At 66.4% G+C, this 21,930-nt stretch carries 14 protein-coding genes; 10 read left to right on the plus strand and 4 right to left on the minus strand.

The features are described from left to right. Positions 1-61 precede the first annotated feature (61 nt). On the plus strand, positions 62-856 hold the full coding sequence (locus tag PDM28_RS05380) for a dienelactone hydrolase family protein (RefSeq protein WP_311184060.1): 795 nt from the start codon (positions 62-64) through the stop codon (positions 854-856). 140 nt (positions 857-996) lie between these two features. Here the strand turns inward: PDM28_RS05380 and PDM28_RS05385 are convergent, their stop codons facing one another. Beyond that, entirely contained in the window at positions 997-1,995 is a 999-nt protein-coding gene (locus tag PDM28_RS05385; RefSeq protein ID WP_311184061.1) for a polyprenyl synthetase family protein, read from the minus strand. Positions 1,996-2,164: 169 nt separating this feature from the next. Between PDM28_RS05385 and PDM28_RS05390 the strand changes: the two genes are divergently transcribed. Further along, entirely contained in the window at positions 2,165-3,778 is a 1,614-nt protein-coding gene (locus tag PDM28_RS05390) for an alpha-glucosidase family protein (RefSeq protein ID WP_311184062.1), read from the plus strand. Between the two features lie 160 nt (positions 3,779-3,938). Here PDM28_RS05390 and PDM28_RS05395 read toward each other — a convergent pair whose 3' ends face one another. Further along, entirely contained in the window at positions 3,939-6,698 is a 2,760-nt protein-coding gene (locus PDM28_RS05395; protein ID WP_311184063.1) for a TonB-dependent receptor, read from the minus strand. Between the two features lie 168 nt (positions 6,699-6,866). Then, positions 6,867-8,933: a glycoside hydrolase family 97 protein gene (locus PDM28_RS05400; RefSeq protein WP_311184064.1), complete on the minus strand. Its 2,067-nt coding sequence runs from the start codon at positions 8,931-8,933 to the stop codon at positions 6,867-6,869. A 234-nt stretch (positions 8,934-9,167) separates the two neighbouring features. Here PDM28_RS05400 and PDM28_RS05405 point away from each other — a divergent pair, with 234 nt between their 5' ends. The 6 genes from PDM28_RS05405 to PDM28_RS05430 all read left to right on the plus strand — a co-directional run bounded on the left by PDM28_RS05405 (position 9,168) and on the right by PDM28_RS05430 (position 18,713). Continuing rightward, entirely contained in the window at positions 9,168-11,405 is a 2,238-nt protein-coding gene (locus PDM28_RS05405) for a glucosidase family protein (RefSeq protein ID WP_311184065.1), read from the plus strand. After that, positions 11,402-12,889, plus strand: a complete 1,488-nt coding sequence (locus tag PDM28_RS05410; protein WP_311184066.1) for an MFS transporter — start codon at positions 11,402-11,404, stop codon at positions 12,887-12,889. The genes PDM28_RS05405 and PDM28_RS05410 overlap by 4 nt, the downstream gene beginning before the upstream one ends. Beyond that, positions 12,889-14,607: an alpha-amylase family glycosyl hydrolase gene (locus tag PDM28_RS05415; RefSeq protein WP_311184067.1), complete on the plus strand. Its 1,719-nt coding sequence runs from the start codon at positions 12,889-12,891 to the stop codon at positions 14,605-14,607. The genes PDM28_RS05410 and PDM28_RS05415 overlap by 1 nt, the downstream gene beginning before the upstream one ends. Positions 14,608-14,646: 39 nt before the next feature. Next, complete coding sequence (locus tag PDM28_RS05420) at positions 14,647-15,027, plus strand: SseB family protein (protein ID WP_311184068.1); 381 nt, start codon at positions 14,647-14,649, stop codon at positions 15,025-15,027. Between the two features lie 142 nt (positions 15,028-15,169). Continuing rightward, entirely contained in the window at positions 15,170-16,669 is a 1,500-nt protein-coding gene (locus PDM28_RS05425) for a DUF7125 family protein (protein WP_311184069.1), read from the plus strand. Beyond that, positions 16,659-18,713 (plus strand): PAS domain-containing protein, encoded by a 2,055-nt coding sequence (locus tag PDM28_RS05430; protein WP_311184070.1) that lies wholly within the window; start codon positions 16,659-16,661, stop codon positions 18,711-18,713. The genes PDM28_RS05425 and PDM28_RS05430 overlap by 11 nt, the downstream gene beginning before the upstream one ends. On the opposite strand, the gene PDM28_RS05435 is transcribed toward PDM28_RS05430, so the two are convergent. Next, positions 18,673-19,731: a LacI family DNA-binding transcriptional regulator gene (locus PDM28_RS05435; RefSeq protein WP_172448041.1), complete on the minus strand. Its 1,059-nt coding sequence runs from the start codon at positions 19,729-19,731 to the stop codon at positions 18,673-18,675. The genes PDM28_RS05430 and PDM28_RS05435 overlap by 41 nt on opposite strands. 197 nt (positions 19,732-19,928) lie before the next feature. Between PDM28_RS05435 and PDM28_RS05440 the strand changes: the two genes are divergently transcribed. Both PDM28_RS05440 and PDM28_RS05445 read left to right on the plus strand, forming a co-directional pair. Further along, positions 19,929-20,480, plus strand: coding sequence for a single-stranded DNA-binding protein (locus PDM28_RS05440; RefSeq protein WP_311184071.1), 552 nt, complete (start codon positions 19,929-19,931; stop codon positions 20,478-20,480). A 346-nt stretch (positions 20,481-20,826) separates the two neighbouring features. Continuing rightward, complete coding sequence (locus PDM28_RS05445) at positions 20,827-21,915, plus strand: alpha/beta hydrolase (RefSeq protein WP_311184072.1); 1,089 nt, start codon at positions 20,827-20,829, stop codon at positions 21,913-21,915. Positions 21,916-21,930 lie beyond the last annotated feature (15 nt).

Raw genomic sequence — 21,930 nt, forward strand, 5'->3', positions numbered from 1 at the left:
GGCTCTACCGGGCGTCACATCGCATGTGGTTACATGGCGCTTTCCCGGAAGGAGCAGGCGCATGAAGCAGCAATGGCGGTGGGGTGCGGCACTGGTGCTGGGCATGACGGCGTTGCCGGCGGTGGCCGCGATGCAGGCCAAACCGGTCGAATGGCAGCATGAAGGCACCACCTTCAGCGGTGTGCTGGTCTACGACGACGAAGACAACGACAAGCGCCCCGGCCTGGTCATGGTGCCGAACTGGAAGGGCGTGAACGACTCCGCCATCGCCAAGGCCAAACAGCTGGCGGGCGACGACTACGTGGTGCTGGTCGCCGACGTGTACGGCAAGGGCGTGCGCCCGAAGACCGATGCCGAGGCGGGCCCGGTGGCGACCAAGCTGCGCAACGACCGCCCGGTGCTGCGCGCCCGCGCGTTGAAAGCGCTGGAGGTGCTCAAGGCCCAAGCCGGCAATGCGCCGCTGGATGCCTCGAAGATCGGCGCGGTGGGCTTCTGCTTCGGCGGCACCACGGTGCTGGAGCTGGCCCGTGCCGGCGCGCCGCTGGCCGGCGTGGTCAGCCTGCATGGTGGTCTGGGTTCGCCGCTGCCGGCCAAGGCCGGTGACACGCACCCGTCGGTGCTGGTGCTCAACGGCGCCGACGACAAGAGCGTCAGCGCGGAAGACATCGCCGGTTTCCAGCAGGAAATGAACGCGGCCAAGATGGACTGGGAATTCACCAACTACAGCGGCGCGGTGCACTGCTTCGCCGAAGCCGACGCCAACAGCCCGCCGGGATGCGTGTACAACGAGCGTGCGGCGAAGCGGGCGTGGAAGAGCCTGGACAGCTTCTTCGAAGGCCTGTTCGACAAGCGGTAATCGGAATCCGGAAAACCGGAACAACGGAAACCGTAGTGCCGGCCGCCGGCCGGCTCCACGCGGTGCCGGCATCGTGCAGAGCCGGCCGGCGGCCGGCACTACGCGTCAATGCGATTTAAGCCAATGCTGGCAGCGTTCGATCAATGCGAGCGCTGCACCGCGTACCTGGCCAGGCCGCGCAACGCAGCCACGGCATCGTTGTCCGCCAACCCATCCAGCGCGCGCTCGGCGGCCTCGGCGTATTCCTCGGCACGCTTGCGGCTGTACTCCAGCCCACCGGTGGCATGGATCGCAGCCAGCACTTCGGGCATCGCCTCGGCGTCGCCGTTCTGCACGATCTCACGCAGACGCTCATGGGTAGCCGTATCCGAATGGGCCATGGCGTGGATCAGCGGCAGGGTGGCCTTGCCTTCGGCGAGGTCATCGCCCAGGTTCTTGCCCAGCTCGTCGGCATTGGCCGAATAGTCCAGCACGTCGTCGGCAATCTGGAACGCGTAGCCCAGGTGCATGCCGTAGTCGTACAGGGCCTGCTGGGTGGCCGCGTCCACGCCGCTGGCCAGCGCGCCCAGCCTGGTGCCGGCGGCAAACAGCACCGCGGTCTTGCGCTCGATCACGCGCAGGTACGCAGCCTCGTCCGTATCCGGATTATGCACGTGCAGCAGCTGCAGCACCTCGCCTTCGGCGATCCGGTTGGTGGTGTCGGCCAGGATCTGCATGACCGGCATGCGGTCCAGTTCCACCATCAGCTGGAAGCTGCGCGAGTACAGGAAGTCGCCCACCAGCACGCTGGGCGCATTGCCCCACAGTGCATTGGCGGTGCTGCGGCCACGCCGCAGGCTGGACTCGTCGACCACATCGTCGTGCAGCAGGGTCGAGGTGTGGATGAACTCGATGATCGCCGCCAGCTGGTGGTGCTCCGGGCCGGCCCGGCCGACCGCGTGGCCGGCCAGCATGACCAGCATCGGCCGCAGGCGCTTGCCCCCGGCGGAGATGATGTGGTCGGCGATCTGGTTGATCAGCACGACATCCGAAGACAGTCGGCGGCGGATCAGTGCGTCCACGGCGGCCATGTCGGGCGCGGCGAGCGACTGGATCTGGGGCAGGCCCAGCGCGGGGCGGGTGTCTTCGATGGTGGTCATGCGGTCTGACTTTCAGGCTTGGGCGGAATTATAGGCGGTGCGGACGTATTCCGCCCGCGAAGGCGTCCGGCGGCCGGGGAGGGCGTGAATACGTATGCATGTGGCGCCACCGCCAAGGGCCCCCCGCTAAGCTTGTCGGGTACGTTCTGGCCCGGAGGGGGGCCCCTCGATGTCGCAGACTCCATGGTGGCGCGGTGCCGTCATCTATCAGATTTACCCGCGCAGTTTCCTCGATGCCAACGGTGACGGCGTGGGCGACCTGCCCGGCATCATCGAGCGCCTGGACTACGTCGCTTCGCTGGGCGTGGACGCGATCTGGATCTCGCCGTTCTTCACCTCGCCGATGGCCGACTTCGGCTACGACATCGCCGACCACCGCGACGTGGACCCGCTGTTCGGCACCGTGGCCGACTTCGACCGGCTGCTGGCCAAGGCGCATGCGCTGGGCCTGAAGGTGATGATCGACCAGGTGTTCAGCCATACCTCGATCGAGCACGCCTGGTTCCGCGAGAGCCGCCAGGACCGAACCAATCCCAAGGCGGACTGGTACGTGTGGGCCGACCCGCGCGAGGACGGCACCCCGCCCAACAACTGGATGTCGATCTTCGGTGGCGTGGCCTGGCAGTGGGAGCCGCGCCGCGAGCAGTACTTCCTGCACAACTTCCTGGCCGACCAGCCGGACCTGGACTTCCACAACCCGGCCGTGCAGCAGGCGACCCTGGACTACGTGAAGTTCTGGCTGGACCGGGGCGTGGACGGCTTCCGCCTGGATTCGATCAACTTCTGCTTCCACGACAAGGACCTGCGCGACAACCCGGCCAAGCCGCTGGAAAAGCGCCTTGGCCGTGGCTTCAGCGCGGACAATCCGTACGCCTACCAGTACCACTATTACAACAACACCCGGCCGGAGAACCTGCCGTTCATCGAGCGCCTGCGCGGGCTGCTGGACCAGTACCCGGGCGCGGTCAGCCTCGGCGAGATCTCGGCCGAGGACTCGCTGGCGACCACCGCCGAATACACCGCGCCGGGCCGCCTGCACATGGGCTACAGCTTCGAGCTGCTGGTGAAGGACTACAGCGCAGCCTACATCCGCGACACCGTGTCGCGGCTGGAAGCGACCATGACCGAAGGCTGGCCGTGCTGGGCGATCTCCAACCACGACGTGGAGCGCGCGGTGACCCGTTGGGGCGGCCACCCGGCGCAGCCGCGCCTGGCCCGCCTGCTGGTGGCGGTGCTGTGCTCGCTGCGCGGTTCAATCTGCCTGTACCAGGGCGAAGAGCTGGGCCTGGGCGAAGCCGACGTGCCATTCGAAGCGTTGCAGGACCCGTATGGCATCACCTTCTGGCCGAACTTCAAGGGCCGCGACGGGTGCCGCACGCCGATGCCGTGGCTGGACGCGCCGCTGGCGGGGTTCACCACGGGCGAACCGTGGCTGCCGATTCCGCAGGACCACCAGGTGCGTGCGGTTGCGGTGCAGGAGCATGACCCGCATTCGGTGTTGAACGCCTTCCGCCAGTTCCTGGCCTGGCGCCGGACCATGCCGACGCTGCTGCTGGGCGACATCCGGTTCCTGGAGACGGCCGAGCCGGTGCTGATGTTCGAGCGCACGCATGGGGAGGAGACCCTGCTGCTGGCGTTCAATCTCTCGGCCGAAGTCACCACGGTGGCGCTGCCGGAAGGGCAGTGGCACGCGTTGCACGTGCCGGGTCCGGATGCGGGCCAGGCAGAAGGTACCCAGCTGCAGCTGCCGGCCCAGGCGATGTACTGCGCACGGCGCAGCTGATTTGCGATTTCCGGTGGTATTGAGGGGCGGGACCGCAGGGTTCCGCCCCTTTTTTTCGTGCGTTCGAAAAGCAGCCACGCCCTGCGTGGCTGCGCGACGCGCCCAACAAAAAACCCGCTGCTCGCGCAGCGGGTTTCTCGTTCGTGCTTCTACACCGGGATCAGAACTTGTAGTTCACACCCAGCATGTAGGTCCGGCCCCACTCGATGTATTCCAGCGGACGGTCCTTGGTACCCGCGTAGGTACGGTACGGCTCGTTGGTCAGGTTGCTTCCCTGCAGGAGCAGGGTCAGTCCATGCAGGCTGCTGCTGTCGGCGAAGGTGTAGCTGACCTGCGCGTCGGTCACGTTCTCGCCGACCACGTAACGCAGGGTGCGGTTGCCGTTGAAGTTGCCAATTTCACCGATGAAGTCCGAACGACGGCGCTGGCTCACGCGTGCTTCAAAGCCGTTGCGCTCGAAATAGGCGGTGAAGTTGTACACGCGCTCGGACAGGCCCGGCAGGCTGATCGGATCGCTACCCACGCTGGAGGCGCTTTCCGGGTCCAGGATCTTGATGTCGCTGTCGTTGAAGGTCGCGCTGGCCTGCACGCCGAAACCACGCAGCGGGTCGGCAATCATTTCCAGCGGGAACGAGGCGGTCAGTTCCAGGCCACGCAGGGTGCCGCCTTCGCCGTTCTGCGGCGCCGAGAACGTACCGATGGTCTGCACCGGCGCAATCATCCCCGGCGGCGGCACGTAGTTGGCCAGCAGGTTGCTGAAATCGTAGTCGTCCACCGACTGGGTGTAGACGTAGCTCTTCAGGTCCTTGTAGAACACCGCGGCCGCCAGGTACGCCTTCTCGCCGAAGTACTTCTCGTACGAGAGGTCGATGGCGTTGGCGCGCCACGGATCCAGCAGCGGGTTGCCGCCGCTGCCGCCCGGCTTGCCGGTGGCGGTGTCCACGCCGAACTCCAGGCCGGCGCGCATCTGGTCCACGCGCGGACGCGCCACCTGCTTGGCCACCGCGAAACGCAGGGTCTGCTGGTGCGGGAACATGAAGGCCAGGTTCAAGCTCGGCAGCCAGTCGGTGTAGGTCTTGCCTTCGTCGATCGGCAGCACTTCCTGGCCGGCCGGGCGCGAGCGGTCGAAGTAGTTCGACTGCGAGCTCTGGTCGGTGCGGATCATCTGCACGCCGACGTTGCCGCGTACGCCCACCTCACCGATATCGGTGTTGATGTTGGCACGCACCCACGCGGTGGTGGTCTTTTCCTGCACCACCCACGACTTCGGGATCAGGTAGTCCAGGTTGGTGACCGGGTTGAACACCATGTAGCGGTCGACCGCAGCCGGCACGTTCCAGGCCGGGATGTAGCCGATGCCGGCAAAGCCCAGGTTGACCGGCCGGTACTGCAGGTCGCTGCCGACGTTGGCGTCGCCCTGCGCGCCGAGCAGGATATTGCCTTCGGCCTGGGTTTTTTCCTTGCGGCGGTCGGCGTAGTTCACGCCCACGTCCACGTCCTGGAACCAGGACATCGATTCGGGCAGGTTGAACGTGCCCTGCAGGCGCGCACCCTTCAGGCGGTCTTCAACCTGCGGCACCTTGCCGTAGCCCGAGCCGTAGATGGTGTTGGTCAGGTACAGCGCTTCGGGATTGGAGTAATCCAGGCCCGGGCGGATCTGCGAGAAGCCATTCGGGTTGACGGTCAGCCCGATGGTGTCCAGCTGCGGCATCGGGGTGAGCTGCAGGTTGTTCTCCAGGTTCAGCTCGTCGCGGGTGGCCTTGGAGTAGTTCACGTCGGCGGTCAGCTTGAAGCTGTCGAAGGTCAGCTCGTTGTTCCAGCCGAACGCATCGATCTTGTCTTCGCGCTTGTTGTACATGCCGCGCACCAGCGGGTACACGCCGCTGGCGGTGCCACCGGTGAAGGTGCCGTTGCCGTTGACCTGCGGGTTGCTGATGAACAGCCCCGGGGTATAGCCGCCGTTGTAGTTGCTGAGGTTGACCTCGAACTGGTTGGCGGTGTCGATCTGCTCGGCTTCGGTGTGGAACAGGTCCAGGGTGCTGGTCCACGTGTTCGACGGGCGGAACTGCACGGTGGCCATGTAGCCGTCGCGCTTGGCGTTGCCTGTACGGCGCAGCGCCTTGATGCCGTCGGAGAACGCGGTGCCCGGCGCAACGCCCGGGCGGTTGCCCTGGTCGGTCTGCTCGGTGGTCCACGGCTCGTACAGGCCGACCTGGTTTTCCTGGATCGGGTTGTCGCTGTGCGCGTAGCCGATCGCCAGGCCCCAGGTGTTGTCGGCGAACTGGTCGATGTAGCTGGCGCTGAAGCGGTTGCCGAAGGCGTCCACGTTGGCGGCCTTGCCCAGCGAGTTCTTCGAGTAGCGGCCGCTCAGCGCGATCACGCGTTCGCTGAAGGCCAGCGGGCGCACGGTCTGCATGTCGATGGTGCCGGACAGGCCCTGGCCGACCAGCGCCGCGTCGGGGGTCTTGTACACGGTCACGCCGTTGACCAGCTCGGACGGGTACTGGTCGAACTCGACGCTGCGGTTGTCGCCGGTGCTGACCACTTCACGCCCGTTGAGAAGGGTGGTGGCGAAGTCCGGGGACAGGCCGCGCACGCTGATCACCTGGGCACGGCCGGCCACGCGCTGTGCGGCCAGGCCGGGCAGGCGGGCCAGCGACTCGGCGATGCTGACATCCGGCAGCTTGCCGATGTCTTCGGCCGAGATCACTTCGACCACCGAGGTGGCGTCCTGCTTGATCTGGATGGCGTTCTCGATGCCACGGCGGATGCCGGTGACCTGCACGGTGTCCAGGTCGGTGGCGGCGGTACCGGCCGGCGGCACGGTGCTCGACGTGGTGGTGGACTGCGCCGACGCCAACAGCGGCGTCAGGGCGACGGCCAGCGCGATACTCAGCGCGCTGCGCTTGCGATTCAACATTTTCCCCTCCCAGGCAATGTTGCCAAACATGTTGTGATCAACGGCGATGCGTTGCCGCAGGTGTCATGGCGCGGTGGCCGTTGACTGCGTGGCTATGGTAGGCAGCGCGCCTCCGGCGTGAATCACCCTGCATACGTATTCAATGGATATGCAGGGGTTTGAAAGCGATTACATGGGGCTGAACCGGATGGCCTGGCCGCCGCCCGGTGCCAGCACGATGGTCAGGGTGTCGGCGCTGGTCACCTCGCGGGTTTCGCGGGCGAATGCGAACGGGTTGCGCTGGTAATCGGCGCCCTCGCCATCGCGGTAGATCTCGGCCCGATACCGCACCCCCGGCTCCAGGAACGACAGTGGTACCGGCAGCGCGCGGCCGTGTTCGTCGGTGATGCTGCCCAGGAACCAGTCGCGGCTGTTGCGGTCCTTGCGCGCGATGGTCACGTAGTCGCCGACCTCGCCATCCAGCACCCGGGTGTCGTCCCAGTCCACCGCCACGTCTTCGATGAACTGGAACGCCTCACGGTGCTGTTCATAGTGTTCAGGCAGGTCGGCGGCCATCTGGATCGGGCTGTAGATCACCACGTACAGCGCCAGCTGGCGGGCCAGCGTGCTCGGAATGGCCTGTCCGTGGCGGCCCTTCAGGCTGAGGATGCCCGGGGTGTAGTCCATCGGCCCGGACAACATGCGGGTGAATACCAGGTTGACCTCATGCTCGGGCGGGTTCGGCGGCTGCCCCCACGCGTTGTATTCCATACCGCGCGCACCTTCGCGCGAGATCCAGTTGGGGTAGGTCCGGCGCAGGCCGGTGTCCTTGATCGGCTCATGCGGGTTCACCGCGATATGCCGCTTCGCTGCCTCCTGTACCACCTTCAAATGATGCCGGGCCATGAACTGGCCGTCGTGCCACTCCCGCCACAGCGGGCCGCCGGCCGGGTTGCGGCGGTCGACCTGGCCGTCGTCGCAGACGTAGCCGCTCTTGAACGAGTCCACGCCCAGCCGCGCGTACAGGTCCAAGGCGGCGCCGAGCTGGTCTTCGTAATGCTCGATCGCACAGCCGGTTTCATGGTGGCCGATCAGGTGCACGCCCTTTTTCGCCCCGTAGGCCGACAGCGCGTCGATGTCGAAGTCGGGCGTGGCCCGGGTGAAGTCGAAGTCGTAGCCGTTGCCGACCCAGTTGCCGTCCCAGCCCGGATTCCAGCCTTCCACCAGCACGCCGCGGAAGCCGTGCTTCGCGGCGAAGTCGATCACCTTCTTCGTCTTGGCCGTGGTCGCGGCATGCTTCGGGCCGGTTGCCCAGCTCTCGCTGTCCAGGTGCATCGACCACCACACGCCCAGGTACTTGGACGGTTTGACCCAGCTCACATCGCCCAGCACGTTGGGCTCGTTGAGGTTGAGGATCAGGTTGGACTCGACCAGGCCGCCGGCCTGGTCGCTGATCTGCAGGGTGCGCCACGGCGTGCTGAAGGGCAGGGTACGGCGTACCTTCCAGCCCTCCGCGGACGGCGACAGCTGCGCGCGCAGGCGCTGGCCGTCGGTACGGCGCAGCCACATGCCGGCGTAGTCGACCAGGGCGGCTTCATGGATCGCCACGTGCAGGCCGTCGGTGCTGCGCAGGGTCAGCGGCGTGTGCGCCACCGGCACCTGGTCCAGCGGGGTGCGCTGGTACAGGTATTCGTAATGGATCGGCTCGCCGGCGGGAATCCACCACGCAGTGGATTCGGGGGCGATGGCGAACTCGGTCAGCTCGTCGTCGATGATCGCCTCGCGCAGGCCCGGTTGTTCCGGGAAGTGGTAGCGAAAGCCCAGGCCGTCGTCGTAGACGCGGAACACCACGTCCAGCCGGCGCTTGGCGCCACTGCGTTCGCCCAGCTGCACGGTCACTTCGTTGTAGTGGTTGCGCACGCTTCGGCGTTCGCCCCACGGCTGTTCCCAGGTGTCGTCGACACTGCGCGTGTCCTGCCCCAGCAGTTCCAGGTCGCGGTCGAGGCGGCCGTCGCGCAGCTGGAAGCCCAGCTTCGACTCGGCCACCACGGTCTGGCCCAGGCGCTCGACCCGGTAGCTCGGGTTGCCACCGTCGAGCTGCAGCGACACCTTCAGCACCTTGCCGGGCGAACTGGCACTGGCCACGGTGACCGGTTCAGCGTGCGCACCCACCGCGCAGAACAGCAACGACATGGCCAGCCAGGCCAGCGGACGGGGCGCACGCAACGCGCGCGGCAACGCAACAACCAAAGGCATTTCCCCTCCCAGGGCAGCCGGAACCTGCCCCGGACTATAGCCACGCTGTCCGCCGCATCACCGCGCCAGGCCATGAATACGTATGCAAGCGGGCGGCAACCGGCGCGTCTCGCCTACCATGCAGGCAGGCACCCTGGGAGGGGGCCGCGACGACAGCGCTCCGGCACTGTTGAACCACACCGCGTGCAAGAAGGGAGGAAGGCAGACGGGCACACGCCGGTCGGCCGCTTTTCGATGCTGAAGACGATCTGCCTGACCGCTGCCCTTGGGGCGGCGCTGTTGTCCACCGCTGCTGCGGCGGACCTCACTTTCGATGGCCGCAGTGCGCGCGCCAGCGCCGCCGCCGATGGCAGCTTCACGCTGCTGGCCGATGGCAGGCCGGTGGCGATCGCCGCCCAGCCGATGCGCAGCCAGACCGGCAGCGTGATGTTCGACGCCTTGTTCGCGCTCGCCCAGCAGGAAATGGCGGCCAACCGCGTGGATGCGATCCGCGACCCGGCCTTCAACTTCGGCAAGCCGGTCGACTGCGAATGTTTTGAAACCGGCGAACGCTGGCCCTACGTGTGGACGCGTGATGTGAGCTTTGCGGCCGATCTGGCACTGGCCCGGCTGGATCCGGTGCGCACCCGCCAGTCGCTGCAGTTCAAGCTCTCCAAGGCCCGCGACGGCCACACCCCGGGCCTGTTCGTGGCCCAGGACACCGGCTCGGGCGGCAGCTGGCCGATCAGCAGCGACCGCGTGGTGTGGTTCCTGGCCGCGCGCGACCTGCACGACAATGCCGTGTTCACCGAGCAGACCTGGCAGGCCCTGCAGGCCACGCTGGCGAAGGACCGCGCGATGGTGTTCGACCCGCGCACTGGCCTGTACCGGGGCGAGACCTCGTTCCTGGACTGGCGCGAACAGACCTACCCGGACTGGACCCGCCAGGACGTGCGCTTCATCGGCGACTCCTTCGCACTGTCGACCAACGTGCTGCACTACCAGGCGCTGCGCCTGGCCGAGCGCTTTGCACGCGAGCGCGGCGATGCCCGCGCCACCGAGTACGCCGCGTGGGCCGATGCGCTTGCCGGGGAGATCGACGCACGCTTCTGGCGCGAAGATGCCGGCATGTACATGAGTTACATCGGCGAAGCCGCGCACCCCGTGCCTTACGCCAAGTACGACCTGCTCGGCATTTCGCTGGGCGTGCTGGCCGAGGTGTTTCCGGCCGACCGTGCCCGCCGTGCGCTGGCCAACTACCCGTATGTAGAGGGCGGCAGCCCGGTGGTGTGGCCGCAGGAAGCGCAGCAGCCGATCTACCACAACCGCGCGGTGTGGCCGTTCGTGAGCGCCTATTCGCTGCGCGCTGCCCGCAAGGTGGGCGATGCCACCCGCATCCAGCGCGAGATCGAATCGCTGATGCGCGGCAGCGCGCTGGCCGGTTCGAACATGGAAAATTACGAGATGCGCACCCTCGCGGTGCACGTCGACGAAGGCGCGCTGAGCGGCCCGGTGGTCAACTCCCCGCGCCAGCTGTGGTCGGTCGCCGGTTATCTCTCGATGGTGCTGGAAGGCGTGTATGGCGTGGAAGCCGACGGCAGCGTAACGCCCCAACTGCCAACCGCCCTGGTCCCGCAGTTGTTCGGCACCCGCACGAGCATCGAACTCAACGACGGCACGACCACCTATGTCCTCCAGCGCCCCGAAACACTGGAAGGCACCCTGCTGGTCGCCGGGAGCGTGAAGCGCAACGCCAACACGGTCACCGTGAAACTGCAACCGCGCGCGGCCGACCTGCATCCTCATGCGGCGGCCCCGCAACCGCGTAGCGACACGCCACGCGTGTCCCAAGCGACCCCCACCGAAGCCAGCGCCTTCGCCCCACCCACCCCAGCGGCACCCGTAGTCGTCGCCCAACAGAACGCCTGGATCACCATTATCCCGGCCAACCATCAGCTCTGGCTGGACGGCAAACCCGCAGCGGGCGCCTCCACCCAAACCCTCGCCATCGACGGCCACCAGCACTGCTTCTCCCTGACCCGTCGCGAAGGTGTATTGGAATCCCTGCACAGTCCCATGACCTGCGTCGGCCCGCAGCACACTCTGGCCGGCGCCACGAATTGGACATGGACCGCACCCGAACCCACCCGCGTCCGCCTGCGCCTGCGCTACGACAACCCCAACGGCCCGATCAACACCGGCGTCACCGCTGCGGTGAAGCAGCTGGCCGTGCAGTGCACTGGCCATTCCCCGCAACGCGCCACCGTGGTGATGCCGCACAGTGTCGGCCCGCAGGACTCCACCGCCGCCGAATTCGACCTGCCCAAGGGCAGCTGCACGTTCACCCTGGAACCGGGCTTCAACATGAGTGCACTGGAACACTTTGCCCAGTACAACGGCGGCAAGGGCGGGCGCGACGGCGTGCTCAATGCGGCCAACGTCCGCGCGCTGCTGCTCGCGCCCGTTGCCGGTAACGTGGAGGCCGCACGATGAGCCGCCCCGCCAAGCCGACCCTGTCGTTCTGGCAGATCTGGAACATGTGCTTCGGCTTCCTCGGCATCCAGTTCGGTTTCGCCCTGCAGAACGCCAACGCGAGCCGCATCTTCGAAACCCTGGGCGCGCCGATGGACGCGGTTCCCGGGCTGTGGATCGCCGCGCCGCTGACCGGCCTGCTGGTACAGCCGATCATCGGCTATCTGTCCGACCGCACCTGGACCCGCTGGGGCCGACGTCGTCCGTACTTCATGATCGGCGCGGTGCTCACCACGCTGGCCCTGCTGGTGATGCCGAACTCGCCCACGCTGTGGATCGCCGCCGGCACGCTGTGGGTACTGGACGCTTCCATCAACGTCTCGATGGAACCCTTCCGCGCCTTCGTCGGCGACAAACTGGCCCCGCGCCAGCGCCCCACCGGCTACGCGATGCAGAGCTTCTTCATCGGCGTGGGTGCCATCGTCGCCAGCTTCCTGCCCTTCATCCTCGCCCACTTCGGCGTGGCCAACACCGCCCCGGCGGGCGAGATGCCGCCCACCGTGCGCTACGCGTTCTACTTCGGCGCGGTGGTGCTGCTGGCTTCGATCGCGTGGACGGTGTTCAGCACCCGCGAGTACTCGCCGGCCGAGCTGGCCAGCTTCGACGACGCCGAGCCGCCGGCGGTGCACCAGTCCGCGCCGCTGGCCGGGCCGCCGCCGCTGCTGCAGATCGGGGCGTGGATCGCGCTCGGCCTGGCGCTGGCCGCCGCCATCGCCTGGCGCGACGGCGACAAGATGCTCTACGTACTGGCCGGGCTGTGCATGGGCTACGGCCTGCTGCTCGGCGTGGCGAGAATGCTGCCCGGCCCGCACATGCTCGCCACCATCGTCGGCGACCTGCGCAGCATGCCGCGCACCATGCGCCGGCTGGCCTGGGTGCAGTTCTTCTCCTGGTTCGCACTGTTCGCGATGTGGATCTACACCACCGCAGCGGTGGCCGGCACCCACTTCGGTTCGACCGATCCGGCCTCGGCTGCCTACAACGAAGGCGCCAACTGGGTGGGCGTGCTGTTCGGCGCCTACAACGGTTTCGCCGCGCTGGCCGCGTTGCTGATCCCGCTGATGGTGCGCTGGATGGGCCTGCGCCTGAGCCACCTGGTCAACCTGTGGCTGGGCGGCCTGGGGCTGATTTCGCTGATGCTGATCGACGACCCGAAGTGGCTGTTGCTGTCTATGGTCGGGGTCGGCTTCGCCTGGGCCTCGATCCTGTCGCTGCCGTACGCGCTGCTGTCCGACAGCGTGCCAGCGGCCAAGATGGGCGTGTACATGGGCCTGTTCAATTTCTTCATCGTCATTCCGCAGCTGGTTGCGGCCAGCGCGCTTGGATTCATGCTGCGCCTGTGGCTGGGCGGCGACCCGATGCATGTGCTGGCGCTCGGTGGCGCCAGTCTGCTGGTTGCCGGGCTGTGCGTGCTGCGTGTTCCGTCCCACCAGGAGGTTGTCTGATGCCGTGCCGTTCGCGTTTGTCGCTGGGTCTTTGCTTCGCCCTGATGGCCGGCAGTGCCGTTGCCGCGCCGCGCCCGGAGTACGTGGGTACGCTCGAGCCGTTCGCCAGCGACGCGGTCTACTTCGTGGTTACCGACCGTTTCGTCAACGGCGACCCGTCCAATGACCACCGCGACCAGGGCGGCAAGCACCGCACCTTCGACATTCCAGTGCCCTGCCCAGACAAGGTGGACGGCAACATCGGCTACCTGGGCGGCGACTTCCGCGGCGTGCTCGACAACGCGGACTACATCCGCAACCTCGGCTTCGGCGCGGTCTGGATCACCCCGATCATCGACAACCCGGATGAAGCCTTCACTGGCAGCAAGCCGATCAGCTGCACCAGCACCCTGACCGACCGCGGCAAGACCGGCTATCACGGTTACTGGGGCATCAACTTCTACAAGCTCGACGAACACCTGCCGAGCAAGGACCTGGATTTCGCCGGGCTGACCCGTGGCCTGCACGATGCCAAACTGAAAGTGGTGCTGGACATCGTCGGCAACCACGGCTCCCCGGCGTGGACCATGCCGGTCAGGCAACCGCAGTTCGGCCAGATCTTCGACAAGGACGGCACGCTCATCGCCGACCATGAGAACCTGCCGCCGCAGCAGCTGGACCCCAGGCACAACCCGCTGCACGCGTTCTATAACAACATCGGCCCGGTCGATTCGGCCAAGGGCTCGATCTTCGACGGCAACCTGGCCGAGCTGGGCGACTTCAATCAGGACAATCCGGCGGTGATGGACTACCTGGTCGGCGCCTACCTGCAGTGGACCGCGCAGGGCGTGGATGCGCTGCGCATCGACACCATCGGCTGGCTGCCGCATCCGTGGTGGAACGAATTCGTCAAGCGCATCCGCGCCGAACACCCGGGCATGTTCATGTTCGGCGAAGCGTTCGACTATGACGCGGCCAAGATCGCCGAGCACACCTGGCCGGCCAACGCCAACGTGAGCGTGCTCGACTTCCCGCTGCGGGGCGCGATGTCCAGCGTGTTCGGCAAGGAGCAGAAGGGCTTCGAGGCGCTGGCCGAGCCGCTGCACCTGATGGGTGGGCCGTATGCCAATCCGTACGAACTGATGAGCTTCTACGACAACCACGACATGGCGCGGCTGGATGCCACCGACGACGGCTTCATCGACGCGCACAACTGGCTGTTCACGGCGCGCGGCATTCCGGTGCTCTACTACGGCTCGGAAACCGGCTTCATGCGCAGCCGCGCTGAACACGCCGGCAACCGTGCCTACTTCGGCCAGCCCCGCGTGGACGCCGCGCCGCAGAGCCCGATTTTCGGGCCGCTGCAGCGCATCGCCACGCTGCGTGAAGCCACCCCGGCGCTGCAACGCGGGCTGCAGGTCAACGAGCGCCTGCAGGGCGACGAAGCGGTGTTCTTCCGCGTGCTGCAGCATGGCGACACCGCGCAGACCGCGCTGGTGCTGCTGAACAAGGGCGAGGCCGCGCGCAGCATCGAAGTGAGCCGGTACCTGCAGGCAGGTACCTGGCGCGATGCGCTGGGGCAGGGGAGCGTGACGGTGAAGAACAGCCTGAAGGCTGAAGTTCCCGCCCACGGGGTGAAGGTGTACCTGCTGGATGCGCCGGTAAAGCAGAAGGCGCTCGAAGCCGAGCTGAGCCGCGCGATGGCGGACCAGGCAGCCCGAACCCAGCGCCTCCGGTAGAGCCGGCCCCTGGCCGGTTGCACCGGGTAAAATGGCGAGATGACCGATCTCGCCCCCCAGAATCCGCTCGAAACCCTGCTCAAGTCCGCCATGGACGGGCAGGTACCGGTCCCGGCCTTCATGAAAGCCTTCCTGGCCTCGGACGTGGTGCTGCTCACCGGCAGCCTGGTCACCGTCGATGGCAGCGGTTTCGATCCGCTGCTGTTTGCCATCAACAGCGTCATGCACGTGGCGGTGTTCACCGATGAGGTACGCGTCGGTGATTACCCGCAGGAAGCCCCGCATATGATCCGCATGCGCATGATCGAGGTGCTCAAGCGCGTACCGGGGGGCTACGGCGTAGTGGTCAACCCGGGCACGTCACTCGGCCTTGAGCTGTCCTGGCAGGGCATCCAGGAAATCCTCAAGGATTTCGCCTGAGCAGGCACTGCAGTGTGCCCGTCCACATCGCTTTGACCTGCATGAACATGGTCGCAGCGTGACGGCTCGTAGAGCCTGCGATCACACAAATCCTACACAGAACCCGTTGCTAGACTCCCCCCGTCAAACAGGGTGGACTCATATGCAGACACAGTCTTCGCGTGTCACTACCGGAGTGCTGGGCCTCGATACCGTCATCGGCGGTGGCCTGCCGCAGGGAAGGTTGTACCTGCTGGAAGGGCCACCGGGCTCGGGCAAGACCACGTTGTCGCTGCAGTTCCTGCTGCAGGGGCTGAAGCAGGGCGAGCGTTGCCTGTACATCACCCTCTCGGAAACCGCAGAGGAACTGCGTGAGGTTGCCAGTGCGCACGGCTGGTCGCTGGACGGCCTGCACCTGTTCGAACTGGGTTCGGCCGAGGATGCGCTGGGCAATGGCCGCCTGCAGTCGGTGCTGCACTCCTGGGAAGTGGAGCTGGATGAAACGGTCAACCTGATCCAGGCCGAGGTGGACCGGATCCGGCCCAGCCGGGTGGTCTTCGATTCACTGTCCGAGCTGCGGCTGCTGGCCCAGGACTCACTGCGCTACCGACGCCAGATCCTTGCACTCAAGCAGTATTTCGCTCCGCAGAGCGCCACCGTGATCCTCGTCGACGACCTGACGTCGGGCGCGGATGATCGCGACGGCCAGTTGCACAGCCTGTGCCACGGTGTAATCTCGCTGGAGCGGCTGACCCTGGATTTCGGTCCCGCCCGACGCCGGCTGCAGGTGCAGAAGCTGCGTGGCGTCAACTTCATCGCCGGCTACCACGACATCGCGATCCGCACCGGCGGCCTGGAAGTGTTCCCGCGCCTGATCGCATCCGATCATCATGCGGACTTTGCCGAGGCAACGCTGGCGAGCGGCATCACGGAGGTCGACAACCTGCTGGGCGGCGGCCCGCTGCGAGGCACCAGCACGCTGCTGACCGGCCCGGCCGGCAGCGGCAAGACCAATCTGGCCCTGCAGTACGTCTGGGCTGCCTGCACGCGCGGCGAAAAGTGCTGCATCTTCGAGTTCGATGAGCGCGTGGGCACGCTGCTTGCCCGCGCCAAGGCGCTGGGCATCGACCTGGAGCCGCATATCGCCAGCGGACGCCTGGAAATCATGCAGATCGACCCTGCCGAGATCTCACCGGGCGAATTCTCCTGGAACGTACAGAAGGCCGTGGAGGAACGAGGCTGCAGCGTACTGGTGATCGACAGCCTCAACGGCTACGTCGCCGCCATGCCGCAGGAAAAGCAACTGATGCTGCAGCTGCATGAGATGTTGTCCTACCTCAACCAGAAGGGCGTGGCCACGTTCCTGGTCAACCCCCAGCACGGGCTGGTGGGCACCATGTCCACCGGCAACCTCAACGTGTCCTACATCGCCGATGCGGTCGTCCTGTTCCGCTTCTTCGAAGCGCAGGGACGCATCCGCAAGGCCGTTTCGGTGATCAAGAACCGCGGAGGCGCCCATGAAGACACCATCCGCGAGCTCAAGATCAACCGCCAGGGCATCGCCCTGAGCGGCCCGTTGAAGGAGTTCAAGGGCATCCTCACCGGCACTCCGGAGTTCGTCGGCGACTCGGCCTCGCTGCTGAGTCACCCCTATGCGGGATGACTGTCGCGGTGGCGTGGTGCATATCGTCGCGCCGTTCGGGCGCGATGCGGCCAGCATGGCCTCGGTGCTGGATGCCGCCGGCCTGAGCACACGCGATGCGGGCAGCCTGGAAGACCTGGCGGCGGCCCTGGACGACCAGGCTGGCGTGGTCCTGATCACCGAAGAGGCATTGGCGACCGGTACCGATGCGCTGCTGGCGGCGTTGGAAGACCAACCCAGCTGGTCCGACCTGCCGGTAATCCTGCTGCGTTCGCCGCGCGCGCATCGGCGGTCACCGTTGCCGATCCTGCTGCCGCAGACCATCAACGTGGTCGAGCTTGACCGCCCGCTGGGCGGTATTTCGCTGCTGAGCGCCGTGCAGGGCGCGCTGCGCGCACGCCAGAAGCAGTTCCTGGTGCGCGACCAGATGCGCGCGCTGGCCGACAGCCGCAGCGCGCTGGCGCGCAGCGAGTCGGAGCTGCGCCTGATCGCCGATGCGATGCCGGTGCTGATCGCCTTTGTCGATCGCAGCATGCACTACCGCTTCGCCAACAAGGCCTACGAGACGTGGTTCGACCTGCCGGTGGGCGAGGTGATCGGCAGGCACATCGGCGATGTCGTGGGCACGCGGGTGTGGGAAGAGCGGCAGCCGATCATGCAGCGGGTGCTGGCCGGCGAGGAACGCGTGTTTGAAGTGAGCTGGCCCACCCGGGACGGGCGCCGCCGCGACTGCGAGGTGCGCTACTCGCCGCGCCGGGCAACGGATGGAACCGTGGACGGTTTCCACGTATTCGTGACCGATATCACGGCGGCGAAACAGGCGCTCGAGGCCAGCGTTCAGCACGCGCTGGAGCTGGAAACGCTGGTGGCCGAGCGCACCCGTGAGCTGGAAGCACAGATGGCCGCGCGCGAAGCCAGCGAGGCCGCGCTGCGCCAGTCGCAGAAGATGGAAGCCATCGGGCAGCTCACCGGCGGCATCGCCCACGACTTCAACAACATGTTGACCGGCATCCTCTCGGCCCTGGACATCATCCGCATGCGGGTGGAGATGGGACGGGTGAACGACCTGGAACGCTTCCTGGACGCAGCCACCACATCCAGCCAGCGCGCGGCCGCGCTCACCCAACGACTGCTGGCGTTTTCCCGGCGGCAGTCGCTGGACGCACGCCCGGTCGAGGTCAACGCGCTGGTCGATGCGATGCAGCCGCTGCTGCGCAGCTCGCTTGGCGAAAGCGTGCGCATCCGCACCGAAGTCGCCACCGCGCCGCTGCACGCCACGCTGGACAGCAACCAGTTCGAAAGCGCGCTGCTGAACCTGGCCATCAACGCGCGCGACGCCATGCCCAACGGCGGCGAACTGGTGCTGCGCGCGTTTCCATTGCACCTGGCCGAAGGCGAGCGTGCCACCGTGCCGGCCGGCCACTACGCCGTGGTGGCGGTGTCCGACACCGGTACCGGCATGCCACCGGAAGTGATCGAGCGCGCCTTCGAGCCGTTCTTCACCACCAAGCCGATCGGAAAGGGCACCGGCCTGGGCATGTCGATGGTGTATGGCTTCATGCAGCAGTCTGGCGGACATATCGACATTGCCTCGGAGACGGGGCAGGGCACCACTATCTCGCTGTTCATCCCACTGGTGGACGAAGCGGCCGACGAGACCGCCGCCCAGGTGTCATCCCCGGTTGCCAAGGGCGACGGCCAGTCGATCCTGGTGGTCGAGGACGACCCGCAGGTGCGCATGCTGGTGACCGTGGTGCTGGAGGACCTGGGCTACGCGGTGCAGGTGGTGGGCGATGCCGACGGCGCCCTCCCGATCCTGTCCTCGTCCCGCAGGATCGACCTGCTGGTCACCGACGTCGGACTGCCGGGCCTCAACGGGCGCCAGCTGGCCGAGATCGCCCGACAGTCCCGCCCTGAGTTGCCGGTGCTGTTCATGACCGGCTACGCCGAGAAGGCGCAGGAGCGCGCCGCGTTCCTGGACGAAGGGATGAGCATGATCGCCAAACCCTTTCCGCTGGAGGCGTTCAGCGACGCGGTTCGGGGAGCGCTGGCGACAGCCGGATAGACGACTCGCGCAGCACCAGTTTCACTGGAATGCTCTGACTTTCCACCGGGTCGCCCTGGATCAGCGTCAGCAACCGCTCCACCAGCAGCTGCCCCGCCTGCTTGGTGTCCTGCTGCACGGTAGACAAGGTCGGCGAGACCGACGCCGCGAGCGGAATGTCATCGAACCCCACCAGCGCCACGTCCTGCGGAACTCGCAGGCCGTGTTCGCGCAGGGCGCGCATGGCGCCGATCGCGATCAGATCGCTCGCAGCGAACACCGCATCCATTCCGCCACCCTGCGTCAGGAGCGCCTGGCAGGCTTCATATCCCGATTGCTCGGTGGTGATCGCATCGAACTGCAATCCTGGATCCGCCACCATCCCGCGCGCGGTGAGTGCCGCCACGTGCCCCCGATAGCGCTCCTCGAACTCGGGGTAATGGCTGGAGGCGTGGCCGACAAACGCGATGCGCCGGCAACCCTGGTCCAGCAGGTGGGCGGTGATGTCGAAGCCACCCTGGAAGTTGTCGCAGCCGATCGACACCCCGGGCTGGTCCGGCAGCGCCGCGCCCCAGCGCACGAAGTGGGTGCCCTGTTCGACCAGACGCTGCAGCCGCTCGCGCGACTCGTGGTAGTCGCCATAGCCGAGCAGGATGATGCCGTCGGCCTTGTTGCTGTCCTCGTAATCGGCCTGCCAGTCGGTGGACAGCTGCTGGAACGACACCAGCAGGTCATAGCCGCGCAGCGCGCAGGCACGGGTGATCGAGCCCAGCATGGCGTGGAAGAACGGGTTGATCAGCGAATCGTCGTTGGTCGGGTCTTCGAAGAACAGCAGGGCCAGCGTGCCGGCATTGCGCAGGCGCAGGCTGGAGGCGTTCTTGTCCACCTTGTAATTCAGCTCCCGGGCGATCCGCAGGATCCGCTCCCGGGTCTCCGGGTTGACCATCGGGCTGCCCCGCAGCGCCCGCGACACGGTCGGCTGGGACACCCCGGCCAGGTGGGCGATGTCCAGGGAGGTGGCTTTGCCGCGGATGGTCATGGAAGGCAGGGCTTGGACGACGGAAGCCATGATGCCATGGCCATGCCGGGCCCGGGCGGTGGCGCCTTGTAGGCCTTGTCCTATAAGGGTCGGGCCGAAATCGGAGGATCAGCAGGGGCATCCCCGACAGGGCCCGGGCGCACGGCGGTGATAGAATGCGTCGTTCAGTCATCCCTCGGACAACCGAAGAGCACCCTATGGCGCGCGGCATCAATAAAGTCATCCTGGTCGGCAACCTCGGCAACGACCCGGACGTGAAGTACACCCAAGGCGGCATGGCGATCACCCGCATCAGCCTGGCCACCACCAGCGTCCGCAAGGACAAGGATGGCAACCAGCAGGAGCGCACCGAATGGCACCGCGTTGTCTTCTTCGGCAAGCTCGGTGAAATCGCCGGTGAATACCTGCGCAAGGGCAGCTCGGTCTACGTCGAAGGCAGCCTGCGTTACGACAAGTACACCGGCCAGGACGGCGTGGAGAAGTACTCCACCGACATCATCGCCGACGAAATGCAGATGCTCGGCGGCCGCGGTGAAGGCGGCGGCGGTGGTGGCGGTGGCGGCAACTACGGCGGTGACCGTCCGCAGCGCCAGCAGGCCCCGCGCCAGGAGTACGGCGGTGGCGGCGGTGGCGGTGGTCAGCGCGGCGGTGGCAGCGGTGGTGGCTACGGCCAGCAGCAGCGCCCGCAGCAGCCGCAGCAGTCGGCTCCGCCGATGGACGACTTCGCAGACGACGACATTCCGTTCTGATCGAAGCGAATCAAAAGGCCCTTGCATTGCAAGGGCCTTTTTTGTGCCGTCCACGTGGAAAAGCGTTATGAACATGCGTCCTCTCCAAACCGAGCGTGACTCCTGCAACCTTGGAGAGCTGGACCTTGGCGAGTCGTTCCATGGCCTATCCAAGCCTGAACCGTTGAACGCGCAGCGGATTGTCATTGGCCGATCCGGTCTTGCCGATTCGGATCCAATGGGCTGACCAAGGGCCTTCTCTTGTCTGGATATATATCAGCACAGCATTAGTGATATTCCACTATTGCACTTTTTCTATCACCCGGCCTGACGTACGTTGCCCATTCTTATCGTGACTGGGTGCGCCATGAAGCCAACCGTACTGCCTCTGCGCGTTCGCGTTGCCACCGTTCTGCTCGCTTCCACCGCGCTCGTACCGATGGCAATGGCATCCGCACGCGATCCCCTTCAGATCGAATCACAAGGCAGCGTCATCGCCGGGGGAGCGGTGCACACCCAGGCAGGCGCCTTCGATCCGCTCACGCCGACCAAGCCGGACGGGCAGACCTATCACGGCGATCACGTCTACGCCTTCTACCAGGTTCCGGTGGGCGCCAAGCCCCTTCCGATCATCATGTGGCACGGTGCGGGTCAGTCGTCCAAGAGTTGGGAGACCACCGCAGACGGCCGCGAAGGCTTCCAGAACCTGTTTCTCCGCCGCCACTTCACGACGTACCTGATCGACCAACCCCGTCGGGGGAAGGCTGGCCGCAGCATGATCGAAGCGACAGTGAAGCCGGTTCCCGATGAGCAGATGTGGTTCAATCAGTTCCGCATCGGTTTCTGGCCGAATCGCTTCAAGGACAGCCAGTTCCCCGGCGGCGAGGAGGCCCTTGATCAGTTCTTCCGCTCGATGACGCCCAACACCGGTCCGTTCGATGTGCAGGTGCTCTCTGATGGCGTGGCGGCCCTGCTGCAGAAGACCGGTCCGGCGATCCTGTTCACTCACTCACAGGCAGGTGGGCCGGGATGGATGACGGCGACCAAGAGCCCGAATGTACGCGCGATCGTCGCGTTCGAGCCAGGCAGCAGCTTCGTCTTCGCAAAGGGCGATGCGCCGGCGCCGATTCCCAGTGCGTTCGACACTGTTTCGGCCACCGAGGTGTCGCCCGAGGCATTCAAGGCATTGACCCGGATCCCGATCCTGGTCCTGTACGGCGACAACATTCCTGAAACGCCGGTCCACCTGCCTGCCTTGGACAGCTGGCGCGCGCGGCTGGAAATGGCCCGGCTGTGGCGCGATGCCGTCAATCGGCAAGGCGGAGATGTAACGCTGGTCCACCTGCCGGATGTGGGAATCCGCGGCAACAGCCATTTCCTGTTTTCCGACATGAACAATATCGAGATCGCGGATCTGGTGGGCGACTTCCTGAAGAAGAAGGCGCTGGATCGTTGAGCCACGGAGCGACGG

Origin of the sequence: Stenotrophomonas aracearum, from assembly GCF_031834615.1 — a bacterium.
GTDB lineage: Bacteria > Pseudomonadota > Gammaproteobacteria > Xanthomonadales > Xanthomonadaceae > Stenotrophomonas > Stenotrophomonas aracearum.